This window comes from Paraburkholderia terrae (assembly GCF_002902925.1).
Classification (GTDB): domain Bacteria; phylum Pseudomonadota; class Gammaproteobacteria; order Burkholderiales; family Burkholderiaceae; genus Paraburkholderia; species Paraburkholderia terrae.
Map to the genome: position 1 here is coordinate 1,086,820 of NZ_CP026111.1, position 14,039 is coordinate 1,100,858.

The following is a 14,039-nucleotide window of genomic DNA, read 5'->3' on the forward strand; positions in this document are numbered from 1 at the left end:
GTCGTCTCCCGATTACGATTGCGCGACGCGACGGCGCACATAGTGGTTGAACAGCACCGCGATCAGCAGCATCACGCCGAGGAACACGCGGAACCAGTCCGAACTGACATTCGTATAGGTGATGCCGATCTGTACGACGCCGAAGATCAGCGCGCCGAAGCAGGCGCCGACCACCGATCCATACCCGCCCGTCAGCAGCGTGCCGCCGATCACCGCAGCGATGATCGCCTCGAATTCCTTTTGCAAGCCACGGTCGGCAGCAGCGGAACCGATGTCGCACACTTGCAGCACGGCAAACAGGCACGAGCAGAACGCAGTCAGCACGAACAGGGAAATCTTCACGCGACGCACCGGCACACCGACATTCTTCGCAGCGTTGGCATCGCCGCCGACAGCGAGCACCCAGTTGCCATAACGCGTCTTCGCGAGGACGAACGCACCGACTGCCGCGAGCGCGAACCACCACAGCACCACTTTCGGAATACCCGGCACGAGCGGCTGGCCGTTTTCGAGCAGCGAGCCGATGCCCATATGCGCGAGATTCGTGAAGAGTCCATGCAACGCCACGCCATGGAACAGGAAGTTGGTGATGGCGTCGGATTGCGCGAGATCGCCGACACCAGAGATGATGGTGCGGTCAGCGACCATGATCGACAGTGCAAGCGTCAGGCCCCGCAGGATGAACAGGAAGGCGAGCGTCACGATGAACGACGGCAGGCGCGTGCGCATCACCAGATAGCCGTTCAGTGCGCCGAGCGCCATCGATCCGGCGAACGCGAAAATGATGGCCGCCCAGATCGGCCAGTGAAAGTAGACGGACGGAATCGCGACCATCATGCCCGCGAAGCCGATCATCGAGCCGATGGACAGATCGAACTCGCCCGCGATCATCAGCAGGCATGCGCCGACGGCGAGAATGCCGAGATACGCGGAAACCTGCGACCAGTTCATCACGCCGTCGAGGTTGAACATCCCCGAGTTGCCGGCGCTGATCGCGAACACGAGGAAGACGAGCACGGTGCCGGAGATCGCGGCAAATTCCGGCCGGTTCAGCAGATGCCCGAAGAACGATTCCTTGCGGACGCGCTCGTCGCCGGGCAATGCCGGTGCGGCGGATTGCGCATCGGCGCCCGGCGCATCGCTGCCCGGTGCGTCGTGACCATGCGTTGGATAGTGTTTGCCGGCTACGCCCATGATGTCTCCAATGTCGGCTTTGCTGTGCGTTCACTCGTGTGAGTGGCGAGAGGCGCAGAAAGCCGTTAAACGACGCGGTCGGGGCACCCGACGATGGCGGCTGAATTTGCACGAAAAAGCGTGCAAAAGTCCGCCGGGGTCGCGCTGTGCTGGCGCGCCCGGTACCGCGTATGACTGACTAGAGGAAAGGCCGTTAGCGGTACTGGCCCGCGTACTTGATGACCTTGTCGATATTCGCCTTCGTGATGAAGCCCGGACCGGAACGGATGTTCTTCGGCCCATACGACGGCTCGAGGCCGTAAGTCTGCAGGCGTTCCTTGAACTTCGGATTCGCTTGCAGGATTTGCCGGATCTTCGTCGGATCGGTCGTGTGTTCTTTCTTCACGATCGCCAGCACGGCGACGGCGATATAGCCTTGCAGATACGGCTGCTGATCGATTGCGAAATTGATCGTGCCGTCCTGAATGCCCTTCGCAATATCGTCCGAGAAGTCGAACGTGGCGAAGTAGATCTTGCCTGCGAGGCCCATCTGCTGCACGGCCTTGATCGTCGCCGAAGCGGGCGTCGGCCCGAGCGTCAGAACCGCGCCCGTGTTCGGATGGTTGCGCAGATACGCGCTCACCTTCGACTGGATTTCCGTCGGGTCCTGGCCGGAGTCGATGGTCGAGGTCTTGTAGTTCACGCCGAGCGCGTCGGCAAAGCCGCGGCAGCGTTCGAACGAAACGACGTTGGTGGCGAAGTGGTTCACGCACAGGAACGACTTCACGCCCGCAGCCTTGGCTTTTTCGCCTGCTGCCTTGCCTGCCACGTATTCCGGCTGGCCGATATGCATGATTGCGCCGAGCTGCGCGCTCTGTTCTTCCGTACCGGAGTTGATCGTGACGAGGGGAATCTTCTTGCCCGTGACCTTGCCGAGCGAACTCTTCAGCACGTCGAAGTCGGCAATGGTGACGATCACGCCGTCGTAGTTGCGCGCCGCAGCCTGTTCGATCAGGCGCGACATGTCGGCGAGATCGCCGTTAGGCGGGTTGCGGTAGTCGGTTTCGACGTTGAAATCCTCGTCGGCCTGCTTGATCGCATTCTTGATCGTGTTCCACCACGAGTCCGAATCGGGCGCATGGCTGATGAGCACGAACTTCGCGTCCGCCGCTTGCGCCGTCGATGCCGCCGTCATCGCGCCGATGCCCGCCGCCAGCGTCAGAGCTGCTGCCAGAACCTTGAACGAAGCCTTGCCATTGCAAAGTCTCATTGTCTCCACCTTTGTCTGTTCGTATTTGAAGGGAGCGTACGACGCTTTGCGAGGTGAGGCCGGTTCGCCGTTGCGTCATCGCTCAGGACCAAGATTAGGCCAACTTTTTGAGACTTGCAATGAAAATTTCATGTCAAAGAAAAATGGAAAATCCATTCCATTTGCTTTCGGTTGTGCCTATACTCCGCAACGTCGGGACAGTGCATTGCCATTCCCTGTGAGCCTTACGGGACGGGATTTTGCGCTGCAAAAAAGCACACGGAAGCACAGAGGTAAAGACCATGGCGGAAGACAGCACAGAAGAGTTGCCGAGCGTCGAAGAATTGATGCAGCGCATCGCGGAAAACTACGAATCGTTGCCGCGTCAGTTGAAGAGCGTGGCGACGTATCTGGAGCAGCATCGATCGAGCGTGATGGTGGATCGCACCAGCGACATTGCGGCGAGTTGCGGCGTGCATCCGTCGGCCGTGGTGCGCTTCGCGCAGCGTTTCGGTTTTTCGGGTTTTTCCGATCTTCAGGCGGTGTTTCGCCAGGCTTACACGACGCAGGGCGCGTCGTCGCAGAGTTATCAGCAGCGCATTCGCAAGCTGATCGACGAGAAGCCGGGGCGGCTGTCGGGCGGCAGCGTCGCGCGCGAGTTCGTGGCGGCGTGCCGCGATGGACTCGACGAACTCGAAGGCTCGCTCGACGACGCGCAGTTCGACGCCGCCGTGAAGATGCTGCAGCACGCCGACAACATCTATGTGATCGGCGTGCGGCGTTCGTTCCCCGTCGCGAGCTACATCGTCTACGCGTTGCAGCACACGCCCAAGCGCGTGCATCTCGTGTCGGGTTTCGGCGGGATGTATCGCGAGCAGATTCGCAGCGTGAAGAAGGGCGACGTCGTGATCGCGATCAGCTTCGCGCCGTACGGTAAAGAGACGCAGCATTGCCTGCGCGTCGCGCATCACCATCAGGCAAAGACGCTCGTCATTACAGATAGCCAGCTGTCGCCGCTTGCGCGTTATGCGAGCACGCAGCTGTATGTGAAAGAGGGCAGCGCGTTTGCATTCCGCTCGCTGACCAGCACGATTTGCCTGTGCCAGGCGCTGTTCATCGCGCTCGCGTACAAGCTGGAATTGAACGTAGAAGAGTCGACAGACACTGGAGGATACGATGACTGATGTGGCAGGCAAGACAATCGACGTAGCAGTGTTCGGCGCAGGGCGCATCGGCAAGATCCATGCGTCCAATCTTGCGCGGCAGCCGGGCGTGCGGCTCAAGTACGTGGTCGATGTGAACCGCGATGCGGCGGCTGCGCTCGCGGCGCAATACGGCGCGCAGGTCGCGGATATCGACGGCGCGATGGGCGATGCGTCGGTGGGCGCGACCGTGATCTGTTCGAGCACCGACACGCACGCCGATCTGATCTTGCAATCGGCGGCGCAGAAGAAGCATGTGTTCTGCGAGAAGCCCGTCGATTTGACGCTGGAGCGTGCGCGCGCGTGCGCCGATGCGGTCGCGAAGGCGGGCATCGTCTGCATGATCGGCTTTCAGCGCCGCTTCGATCCGACGTTTGCTGCGCTGAAGGCGCGCATCGATGCGGGCGAGATCGGCACGCCGGAAATGCTCGTCGTGACGAGCCGTGATCCGGGCGCGCCGCCTGTCGAGTACATCAAGCACTCGGGCGGCATCTTCAAGGACATGCTGATTCACGACTTCGACATCTTCCGCTGGATTCTCGATGACGAAGCGGACACGCTGCACGCGACGGGGAGCTGCTTGAGCGATCCCGCGATTGCCGATGCAGGCGATATCGATTGCACGGCTGTGACGATCCGCACGAAGCGCGGGCGTCTGTGCCAGATCAACACGTCGCGTCGCGCTGCGTATGGCTACGACCAGCGCTTCGAACTGCTCGGCAGCGAGGGCATGCTGCAGGCGGGCAATGTGCGTCCGACGGAAGTCACCGCGTATTCGAAGACGGCTGTATCGAGCGACGTGCCCGAGCATTTCTTCCTTGAACGCTATCGCGCCGCGTATGCGCTCGAAATCGCGCATTTCTTCGAGGCTGTCACGCAAGGCAAGCCGGTGCGCACGACGGTCGCCGATGGTCTGAAGGCGCTTGAACTCGCCGAAGCGGCGACCCGTTCGTGGCGCGAAGGGCGCGCCGTCAAGCTCAACGAGGCGCTGTGATGAGCGGCCCGCTGCGGATTGGTGTGGTTGGGCTGGGGCGGCTCGGCAAGCGGCATGCGGAGAATCTCGCGTATCGGGTGTCGGGCGCGGCGCTGGTGGCCGCGTGCAGTCCCGTCGAAGAGGAACGCGCGTGGGCGCGCGCCACGTTGCCGGCGCCGCGTCTTTACGACGACTATCACGCGTTGCTCGAAGACCGCGACGTCGATGCTGTATGGCTTGTGACGCCGTCCGCGTTGCACGCGCAGCAGATCATCGATGCGTTGCGCGCGGGCAAGCATGTGTTCTGCGAGAAGCCGCTATCGCTTGATCTGGCGGAGTGTGAGCGGGTGATCGCGGAGGCGCAGCGTCATCCTCAGTTGCAAGCGACCATTGGCTTCATGCGCCGTTTCGATCCGAGCTATCGCAATGCGTTCGAGAAAATCGAAGCGGGCGCGATTGGCCGGCCTTTCATGGTGCGCTCGCAGACTTGCGACCAGAACGATCCCGAAGGGTTTTTCGTGCGCTTTGCGCCGACCTCAGGCGGGATTTTTCTCGACTGCACGGTGCATGACATCGATGTCGCGCGATGGCTGCTCGGCATGCCGAAGGCGACGCGCGTGTATGCGAGCGGCGTGATCGCGTTGCACGAAGGGTTGCGCGAATTTGGTGACGTTGACAATGGCGTCGCGATCTGCAAGTTCGAAGGCGGGCGCATGGCGATGTTTTACGCGTCGCGCACGCTGGCGCACGGCAACGATACGGGCAGCGAGGTGATCGGCACGGCGGGCGCGCTGTATGTCGGGCGCAATCCGCGCGCGAACCGTGTCGAAATCGCTGACGCGAGCGGGATTCGCAACGAATGCACGCCGACGTTTTTCGACCGTTTCGAGGATGCGTTTTTGTGCGAGGCGCAGGCGTTCGTCGCGGCTGTGCGGCAAGGCAAGCAGAGCGGGGCGACGTTGGCGGACGCGATGGAGGCGACTCGCATTGGGTACGCGTTGCGTGAGTCGCTGGCGAGTGGACGTTCTGTTGATCTGTAATGGCGCGCACGCCCGGGCTGTTATGGCTTGGGCGTGGGTTGAGCGCTTGCGTTAGAATTTGACCCTTCTGCATGAGCGCCGTAAATCCAGCACGAGCGCCGGCTTACGAAGGGCAACGTCGATGGAAATTCAGATTCACAAGGAAGTGGATGCACGCGGTCTGAACTGTCCGCTGCCCATTCTGCGCGCCAAGAAGGCGCTGGCCGATATGGAAAGTGGTCAGATTCTTAAAGTGCTGGCTACTGATCCCGGCTCGCAGCGGGATTTTGCTGCGTTTTCTAAGCAGACTGGGAATGAGATTGTTGAGGTCACGACTACGTCGGATAAGGTTTTTGTGTTTTTAATGCGGAGACGGTAGGGGTTTTTGCCTGCGGCGCGGTTGGTTTTTTGGTGGCATCCGCGAGTTGTCGTTCTGCTTCAGGCATTGCCGTTTGGTGTATTGGCCTTTGCGCTGGCATCCGAGTTATGGCTTTTTGCTGGCATCCGCGCTTTGTTAGCTTGCTTCAAGCGTCGCCCCTGTGCGGGGCGGCACCTACTTTTCTTTGCCGCCGCAAAGAAAAGTAGGCAAAAGAAAGCGGCTCACACCGCCAGCCCGTGTTCCTATCCACGGGCCCCCAACGTCCCCACGCTTCACATGACAGTGCCCTGGTCGGTACTCGTTGCCAACGCTTCGAATGAACGCCTCACCCACTTCAAACACCCGCACACGTGCTAGCGGCAGCGAATGGTATGTGCCGCCCAGGTGGCAAACTGTGTGTAGGTTGTCGCGTCGTATAGGTCGGCGCTCTTACATGGAGGCGCGTGCTATCGGTCCGAAGTGAGGCGTTTGGAGCACATGGGCCGACACACAGTTTGCCACCTGGGCGGCGGTGGACTATCTGGCGAGGCATGCTGAAACGCGGGAGCGTGAAGTGGGTGAGGCGCACTGCAAGAGCGCTGGCAACGAACTTGAATCGAGAAGTTGCCGCGAGAAGTAAGGGACCGGTTGGGGTCCCTCAGGCAGGAAGAAGAGTTGGCGGTGTGAGCCGCTTTCTTTTGCCTACTTTTTCTTTGCGGCGGCAAAGAAAAGTAGGTGCCGCCCCGCACAGGGGCGACGCTTGAAGCACGAAGGCAAAGCGCGGATGCCGGCGCAGAGCCACAACGCGGATGCCAGCTCAAGAACAAGCAAACCACCCAGCCGTCGCAGACAAAAACCTCAACCTTCCAGCACTGGCGACCGAGTCCGCAAATACTCTTCAAAGTCAGCAGCCACTTCCGGATGCCGAAGCGCAAACTCAACAGTAGCCTTCAGGTACCCCAACTTGCTACCGCAATCAAACCGCGTCCCGTGGTACTTATAAGCGAGCACCTGCTCATCAGCGAGCAACGACTGAATCGCATCGGTCAGCTGCAATTCACCGCCAGCGCCCGGCTTCAACGCCCGAATATGATCAAAAATGCGCGGCTTCAAAACATAGCGCCCAACCACGCCAAGGTTAGAAGGCGCAACATCAGGCGCCGGCTTCTCCACGATGCCTGACATCTTGATGATGGCGTCTTCCCACTCCTTGCCATCGACGATCCCGTACGAGCTCGTCTCCGACGCCGGAATCTCTTCCACCCCGATCACCGAGCTGTGATAGTGATCGAACACCTCGATCATCTGCTGCATCACAGGCGGCTTGCCGTACAGCAAATCGTCCGCGAGGATCACGGCGAACGGGTTGTCGCCCACCAGCTTCTCGGCGCACAGCACCGCGTGGCCCAACCCGAGAGCCTCCGGCTGACGCACGTAGAAACAGTCCACATGGCTCGGCTTGATGCTGCGTACCAGTTCCAGCAGCTTCGCCTTGCCGCGCGCTTCCAGTTCCGCCTCGATCTCGTAGGACTTGTCGAAATGGTCCTCGATCGCCCGCTTGCTGCGGCCCGTCACGAAGATCATCTCGGTGATGCCGGCTGCCATCGCTTCCTCGACCGCGTACTGGATCAGCGGCTTGTCGACGATAGGCAGCATCTCCTTCGGGCTGGCCTTGGTGGCAGGGAGGAAGCGGGTACCGAGACCCGCGACCGGAAAGACCGCCTTTGTAACTTTTAGCATGTGTGTACCCTGCGTCCTCTGGTTTGGGATGCGCGCCGGTGGCTCGGCGCGCATGCAGCGTCAATCAGGCAGGCAAACGCGACAGTTGTGCCGTCAGCTTGCCAATCGTGGTCTGGTATTCTGCCAGCCTTTTCTGCTCCTGCTCAACGACCGCCGGCGGTGCTTTTGCCACAAAACTCTCGTTCTGCAGCTTGGCGTTACATTTCGAAACTTCTGCGCTCAGTCTCGCAATCTCTTTTGACAGGCGCTCGCGCTCGGCGGCAACGTCGATCTCCACCTTCAGCACCAGCTTGTCTGTCCCTACGATAGCAATCGGCGCGCCATGTGCCTGCGCATCCAGCGTCGCTTCGTCGGCGATGATCTGCACTTCGGACAAACGCGCCAACGCCTGCGCGTAAGGCGCAAACGACGCCAGACGCTCCGCGTTGCCCGTCACCAGCAGCGGCACCTTCGTCGCCGGCGATAGATTCATCTCGCCGCGCAGGTTCCGGCACGCGTCGATCACGGCTTTCAGATCGGCGGTCCACTGTTCGGCCGATTCGTCGATCTTGCCCGGCTCGGCGATCGGGTAGGGCTGCGTCATGATCGACGCCTCGCCTTCTGCCTTGCCTTCCGGGTACTTCGCCGCGAGCGGCGCCACCTTTTGCCACAACGCTTCCGTAATGAAAGGAATCACCGGGTGCGCGAGACGCAGCACCGTTTCGAGCACGCGCAACAGCGTGCGGCGCGTGGCGCGCTGCTGCTCGGGCGTGCCCGTCTGGATCTGCACCTTCGCCAGTTCGAGATACCAGTCACAGTATTCGTCCCACACGAACTTGTATAGGGCGTTTGCCACATTGTCGAAACGATAGTCGGCAAAGCCCTTTTCGACGTCGGCTTCGACGCGCTGAAGCAGCGACACGATCCAGCGGTCGGCCTGCGAGAAGTCCGTGTAGCCACCGGGGCCGCAATCGCCCGGTTGGCACGCGCCCGGCTTCGAGAAGCCGCAGTCGTGGCCTTCGCAGTTCATCAGCACGAAGCGCGTCGCGTTCCACAGCTTGTTGCAGAAGTTGCGATAACCTTCGCAGCGCGCGAGGTCGAAGTTGACGTTGCGGCCGAGCGTCGCCATCGACGCCATCGTGAAGCGCAGCGCATCCGTGCCGAACGCGGGAATGCCGTCGGGGAATTCCTTGCGCGTCTTCTTTTCGATAGTCGCCGCCTGCTTCGGATTCATCAGGCCCGTGGTGCGCTTTGAGACAAGCGCATCGAGGTCGATGCCGTCGACGATATCGATCGGGTCGAGCGTGTTGCCCTTGCTCTTCGACATCTTCTGGCCTTCGGCATCGCGCACGAGGCCATGCACGTAGACGGTGTCGAACGGCACCTTGCCGGTGAAGTGCGTGGTCATCATGACCATGCGCGCGACCCAGAAGAAGATGATGTCGAAGCCCGTCACCAGCACCGACGAAGGCAGAAACGCATTCAGTTCTGGCGTCTCGTTCGGCCAGCCGAGCGACGAGAATGGCACCAGCGCCGATGAGAACCACGTGTCGAGCACGTCTTCGTCGCGCTTGAGCGAGCCCTTGTAGCCTTGAGCGTCAGCCTTCGCGCGTGCGCCTTCTTCCGTCTTCGCGACAAAGATTTCGCCGTTCTCGCCGTACCACGCGGGAATCTGATGGCCCCACCACAATTGACGCGAGATGCACCAATCCTGGATGTTCTCGAGCCACTGGTAGTAGGTGGTCGTCCAGTTTTCCGGCACGAACTTGATCTGGCCGTTGCGCACCACATCGAGCGATGTTTCCGTGATCGACTTGCCCGGATTGAAGGTGCCTTCCGGCGCGGGCTTGGTCATGGCGACGAACCATTGGTCCGTGAGCATCGGTTCGATGACGACGTTCGTGCGGTCGCCGCGCGGCACCATCAGCTTGTGCGGCTTGACGGATTCGAGCAGCCCGAGCGCTTCCAGATCCGCGACGACCTGCTTGCGCGCTTCGAAGCGGTCCAGACCGCGATACTTTTCGGGCGCGTTGTCGTTGATCTTCGCGTCGAGCGTGAGGATTTCGATCTGCGGCAGCTTGTGGCGCTGGCCGACCTGATAGTCGTTGAAATCGTGCGCGGGCGTGACCTTCACGACGCCCGTGCCGAATTCGCGGTCCACGTAGTCGTCGGCGATGATGGGGATTTCGCGGCCCGTGAGCGGCAGCTTGACGGTCTTGCCGATCAGATGCGCGTAGCGCTCGTCTTCCGGGTGAACCATCGCGGCGACGTCGCCGAGCATGGTTTCAGGGCGCGTCGTGGCCACCGTCAGATGGCCCGAGCCGTCCGTGAGCGGGTACTGGATGTGCCACAGGTGGCCGTTTTCTTCCTCGCTGACCACTTCGAGATCGGACACGGCCGTGAGCAGCACCGGGTCCCAATTCACGAGGCGCTTGCCGCGATAGATCAGACCCTGTTCATACAGGCGCACGAACACGTCGCGCACGGCGGCCGACATCTTGTCGTCCATCGTGAAGTATTCGCGAGACCAGTCGATCGATGCGCCCAGACGGCGCACCTGGCCCGTAATCGTCGAGCCGGACTGCTGCTTCCATTCCCACACGCGTTCGGTGAATTTCTCGCGGCCGAGGTCATGGCGCGACACGCCCTGCGCGTCCAGCTGACGCTCGACGACGATCTGCGTCGCGATGCCCGCGTGGTCCGTGCCCGGCACCCACAGCGTGTTTTCGCCAAGCATCCGGTGGTAGCGGGTCAGGCCGTCCATGATCGTCTGGTTGAACGCGTGGCCCATGTGCAGCGTGCCCGTGACGTTGGGCGGCGGCAACTGGATCGAGAAATTCTTGCGGCCCGGCTCCATGGTCGGAGCGGCGTAGCCGCGTTTTTCCCATTCGGGGCCCCATTGGGCCTCGATCGTCTGCGGCTCGAAACTCTTGGCCAGCGTGCTGTCGCTTGTCGTCATCGTCAAAATCTGCCGGAAAATGCGTGGAAAGATGCCTGAAACCTTGAATTATAAAGGGATGCGGCAGCGGCGGGCCGCGCTCGCCTGCGCGCCTGCGCATTACGGGCGCGAGTGGCTATGAAATCGGGGGCGAAAATCACGCGGCGGGCAGCGTTGCCCCACGGTCTTATAATGACGGACCACCCGCCGCAACCGTAGTCTCTTCTCGTCATCCATGCCCGAACTGCTCGCGAACCTGAACCCCGAACAACACGCCGCCGTCACGCTGCCGAACGAACCGGCGCTCATTCTGGCGGGCGCAGGCAGCGGCAAGACGCGCGTGCTGATCACGCGGATCGCGTGGCTGATCCAGCAGGGTCTCGCGTCGCCGCCGACCATTCTCGGCGTCACCTTCACGAACAAGGCCGCGCGCGAAATGATGTCGCGCCTGTCGGCGCTGCTTCCCATCGACACGCGCGGCATGTGGATCGGCACGTTCCACGGCCTGTGCAACCGGATGCTGCGCGCGCATTTCCGCGACGCCGGTCTGCCGCAGACCTTCCAGATTCTCGATACGGCGGACCAGCTCTCCGCGATCAAGCGCCTGATGAAGGGCCTGAATATCGACGACGAGAAATATCCGGCGAAGAACCTGCAGTACTTCATCAACAACGCGAAGGAGCAGGGGCTGCGCGCGAAAGACGTCGACGCGACCGACAACTTCAACCGCAAGTTCGTCGAGCTGTATGAAGCGTACGACCAGCAATGCCAGCGCGAAGGCGTCGTCGATTTCCCCGAACTGCTGCTGCGCTGCTACGAACTGCTGTCGTACAACCCGCCGCTGCGTGCGCATTACCAGGCGCGCTTCCGTCATATCCTCGTCGACGAGTTCCAGGACACGAACAAGCTGCAATACGCGTGGCTCAAGCTGCTGGCGGGCGAGCACAACGCGATCTTCGCGGTCGGCGACGACGACCAGTCCATCTACGCGTTCCGCGGCGCGAATGTCGGCAACATGCGCGACTTCGAGCAGGAGTTCAAGGTTCGCAACCTGATCAAGCTCGAACAGAACTACCGCTCGCACGGCCATATTCTCGATGCCGCGAATCATCTGATCGCGAACAATTCGCGGCGTCTCGGCAAGAACCTGCGCACCGACGCGGGCCACGGCGAGCCGGTGCGGGTCTACGAGGCGGCGACGGATTCGCAGGAAGCCGGCTGGATCGTCGAAGAGATTCGCGCGCTGATCAGCACGGGCGCGTCGCGCAGCGAGATCGCCGTGCTCTACCGGAGCAACGCGCAGTCGCGGACGATCGAACATACGCTGGTGAACGCGGGCATTCCGTATCGCGTGTATGGCGGTTTGCGCTTCTTCGAGCGTCAGGAAGTGAAGCACGCGCTCGCGTATCTGCGCCTGATCGACAATCCGAACGACGACACGGCGTTCGCGCGGGTCGTCAATTTCCCGACGCGCGGCATCGGCGCGCGCTCGATCGAACAGCTGGCGGACGCGGCGCGTCTGTACAACACGTCGATGGCGGTAGCGATTCCGTACGTGACGGGCAAGGCGGGCACGAGCCTTGGCGGGTTCGCGAACCTGATCGCGAAGATGCGCGCCGAAACGGCGCAGATGAGCCTGCCTGAAACGGTCGAATACGTGGTGCGGGCAAGCGGCCTGTCTGAGTTCTATCAGAACGAGCGCGAGGGTCAAGACCGGCTCGAAAACTTGCAGGAACTGGTGAACGCGGCGACGGCCTTCGTCAGTGAAGAAGGCTACGGCCTCGACACGCCTGCGCGCTCGATTCCGCTGCGCCCGGGCGCGACGGCGGCGCCCGAACTGGTCGTTGCGACGGACGATCCGGGTGTCGACGTGCTCGACGCCGAGAATCCCGCCGATCCCGCGCAAAACCCTGACACGATGACGCCGCTTGCGGGCTTCCTGTCGCACGCGTCGTTGGAAGCGGGCGACAACCAGGCGCAAGCCGGCCAGGAAGCCGTACAACTGATGACGGTACACGCGGCGAAGGGTCTCGAATTCACGGCGGTGTTCATCACCGGCCTCGAAGAAGGGCTGTTCCCGCACGAGAACAGCGCGATGGAAACGGACGGCCTCGAAGAAGAGCGCCGCCTGATGTATGTCGCGATTACGCGCGCGAAGGAGCGCTTGTATCTGTCGTTCGCGCAGAGCCGGATGCTGCACGGCCAGACGCGCTACAACATCCGCTCGCGCTTCTTCGACGAATTGCCGCAGGAAACGCTCAAGTGGCTCACGCCGAAAGTCGAAGCGGGCGCGCGCTGGGGCGGCCGTTCCGATAACGCGGGCTGGGGCCGCGACTGGTTCTCGCGGCCGGACCGCCAGCAGGGTTATGGCGGCGGCGCGTCGACGGTGCCGAGCGCGCCTTTGCCCGCGTTTGCGAACGAGCAGCGCGCGGCGGACACGGGTTTCCGCGTCGGCCAGCAGGTATTCCACACGAAGTTCGGCGAAGGCACGGTCACTGCACTCGAAGGCGGTGGCGCCGACGCGAAGGCGCAGGTCAAGTTCAAGCGACACGGCGAGAAATGGCTCGCGCTGGCCGTCGCGAAACTGCAGGCGGTCGAATGAGCGCGCTGCCGTCCGAAGCGACGATTCCGCGCCGTCCACTTGGCGTGATGGCGGCGCTGCCGGAGGAACTCGGCGATCTCGTCGCGGCGATGCGCGCCGAGGGTGCAGTCGAAACGATCACGCACGGCAAGCGCGACTATCACATCGGCACGGTACACGGCGCGCCGTGCGTCGTGACGCTGGGGCGCGTCGGCAAGGTCGCGGCGGCGGCGACCGTGAGCGCGCTGATACATGCGTTCGATGTCGAGGCGGTGGTGTTCACGGGCGTTGCGGGCGGTGTCGGGCCGACGGTGCGAATCGGCGATATCGTCGTGGCCGAAACGTTGATGCAGCACGATCTGGATGCGTCGCCGCTTTTTCCGCGCTTCGAAGTGCCGCTGCTCGGCATCTCGCGCTTTGCCGCCGACGCGCCGTTGACGGCCGCGTTGGTCAACGCGTGCGAGCGCTTCGTCGAAGAAGAGGGCGCGGCACTGTCGCAGCGTTTTCTGACGGAGGCGGTGCCGACGGTGCATCGCGGCTTGATCATCAGCGGCGACCAGTTCGTCGCCAGCGCGACGTCCGTCGATCTGTTGCGCGCCGCGTTGCCCGATGCGCTCGCCGTCGAGATGGAAGGCGCGGCGATCGCGCAGGTCTGCTACGAGTACGGCGTGCCCTGCGCGATCGTGCGGACCATTTCCGATACGGCGGACGCGCATGCGCCCGCGTCGTTCGTCACGTTTCTGACCGAGCTGGCGGGCACGTATTCGAGCGGGATTCTCAGGCGGTTTTTGTCGGCGCGCGGTTGAGACGCGCGCCATTTTTCACGC

General features: G+C 62.2%; 10 protein-coding genes. 6 read left to right on the plus strand and 4 right to left on the minus strand.

Going from position 1 to position 14,039, the window contains the following annotated elements; genetic code table 11:
- Positions 1-12: 12 nt before the first annotated feature.
- Positions 13-1,194: an ABC transporter permease gene (locus C2L65_RS04920; RefSeq protein ID WP_042307041.1), complete on the minus strand. Its 1,182-nt coding sequence runs from the start codon at positions 1,192-1,194 to the stop codon at positions 13-15.
- Between the two features lie 193 nt (positions 1,195-1,387).
- Positions 1,388-2,443, minus strand: a complete 1,056-nt coding sequence (locus C2L65_RS04925; protein ID WP_035990315.1) for a sugar ABC transporter substrate-binding protein — start codon at positions 2,441-2,443, stop codon at positions 1,388-1,390.
- Between the two features lie 281 nt (positions 2,444-2,724).
- On the opposite strand from C2L65_RS04925, the gene C2L65_RS04930 reads away from it, so the two are divergent.
- The 4 genes from C2L65_RS04930 to C2L65_RS04945 all read left to right on the plus strand — a co-directional run bounded on the left by C2L65_RS04930 (position 2,725) and on the right by C2L65_RS04945 (position 5,995).
- Positions 2,725-3,606: a MurR/RpiR family transcriptional regulator gene (locus C2L65_RS04930; RefSeq protein WP_035990317.1), complete on the plus strand. Its 882-nt coding sequence runs from the start codon at positions 2,725-2,727 to the stop codon at positions 3,604-3,606.
- Positions 3,599-4,618 carry an inositol 2-dehydrogenase gene (gene iolG / locus C2L65_RS04935; protein ID WP_042307043.1) on the plus strand — a complete coding sequence of 340 codons (1,020 nt, stop codon included), beginning with the start codon at positions 3,599-3,601 and terminating at the stop codon, positions 4,616-4,618. The genes C2L65_RS04930 and iolG overlap by 8 nt, the downstream gene beginning before the upstream one ends.
- On the plus strand, positions 4,618-5,637 hold the full coding sequence (locus C2L65_RS04940) for a Gfo/Idh/MocA family oxidoreductase (protein ID WP_042307045.1): 1,020 nt from the start codon (positions 4,618-4,620) through the stop codon (positions 5,635-5,637). The genes iolG and C2L65_RS04940 overlap by 1 nt, the downstream gene beginning before the upstream one ends.
- Before the next feature lie 127 nt (positions 5,638-5,764).
- A complete protein-coding gene (locus tag C2L65_RS04945; protein WP_035537843.1) occupies positions 5,765-5,995 on the plus strand; it encodes a sulfurtransferase TusA family protein in 231 nt (76 codons plus the stop codon).
- An 837-nt stretch (positions 5,996-6,832) separates the two neighbouring features.
- Here the strand turns inward: C2L65_RS04945 and galU are convergent.
- The gene (gene galU, locus C2L65_RS04950) at positions 6,833-7,714 is read right to left on the minus strand and encodes a UTP--glucose-1-phosphate uridylyltransferase GalU (protein ID WP_042317003.1); all 882 of its coding nucleotides are present in this window, start codon (positions 7,712-7,714) and stop codon (positions 6,833-6,835) included.
- A 64-nt stretch (positions 7,715-7,778) separates the two neighbouring features.
- Positions 7,779-10,652, minus strand: a complete 2,874-nt coding sequence (locus C2L65_RS04955) for a valine--tRNA ligase (RefSeq protein WP_042317005.1) — start codon at positions 10,650-10,652, stop codon at positions 7,779-7,781.
- Between the two features lie 214 nt (positions 10,653-10,866).
- On the opposite strand from C2L65_RS04955, the gene C2L65_RS04960 reads away from it, so the two are divergent.
- Positions 10,867-13,233: a UvrD-helicase domain-containing protein gene (locus C2L65_RS04960; protein ID WP_042317009.1), complete on the plus strand. Its 2,367-nt coding sequence runs from the start codon at positions 10,867-10,869 to the stop codon at positions 13,231-13,233.
- The gene (locus C2L65_RS04965; protein WP_042317010.1) at positions 13,230-14,018 is read left to right on the plus strand and encodes a 5'-methylthioadenosine/adenosylhomocysteine nucleosidase; all 789 of its coding nucleotides are present in this window, start codon (positions 13,230-13,232) and stop codon (positions 14,016-14,018) included. Before C2L65_RS04960 ends, C2L65_RS04965 begins: the two co-directional genes overlap by 4 nt.
- The last annotated feature ends 21 nt before the right edge of the window (positions 14,019-14,039 follow it).

Excerpts from the sequence above, each read along its gene's own strand:
- C2L65_RS04920 (WP_042307041.1), bottom strand. The coding sequence starts at position 1,194 with ATGGGCGTAGCCGGCAAACACTATCCAACGCATGGTCACGACGCACCG.
- C2L65_RS04925 (WP_035990315.1), bottom strand. The coding sequence starts at position 2,443 with ATGAGACTTTGCAATGGCAAGGCTTCGTTCAAGGTTCTGGCAGCAGCT.
- C2L65_RS04930 (WP_035990317.1), top strand. The coding sequence starts at position 2,725 with ATGGCGGAAGACAGCACAGAAGAGTTGCCGAGCGTCGAAGAATTGATG.
- iolG (WP_042307043.1), top strand. The coding sequence starts at position 3,599 with ATGACTGATGTGGCAGGCAAGACAATCGACGTAGCAGTGTTCGGCGCA.
- C2L65_RS04940 (WP_042307045.1), top strand. The coding sequence starts at position 4,618 with ATGAGCGGCCCGCTGCGGATTGGTGTGGTTGGGCTGGGGCGGCTCGGC.
- galU (WP_042317003.1), bottom strand. The coding sequence starts at position 7,714 with ATGCTAAAAGTTACAAAGGCGGTCTTTCCGGTCGCGGGTCTCGGTACC.
- C2L65_RS04955 (WP_042317005.1), bottom strand. The coding sequence starts at position 10,652 with ATGACGACAAGCGACAGCACGCTGGCCAAGAGTTTCGAGCCGCAGACG.
- C2L65_RS04960 (WP_042317009.1), top strand. The coding sequence starts at position 10,867 with ATGCCCGAACTGCTCGCGAACCTGAACCCCGAACAACACGCCGCCGTC.
- C2L65_RS04965 (WP_042317010.1), top strand. The coding sequence starts at position 13,230 with ATGAGCGCGCTGCCGTCCGAAGCGACGATTCCGCGCCGTCCACTTGGC.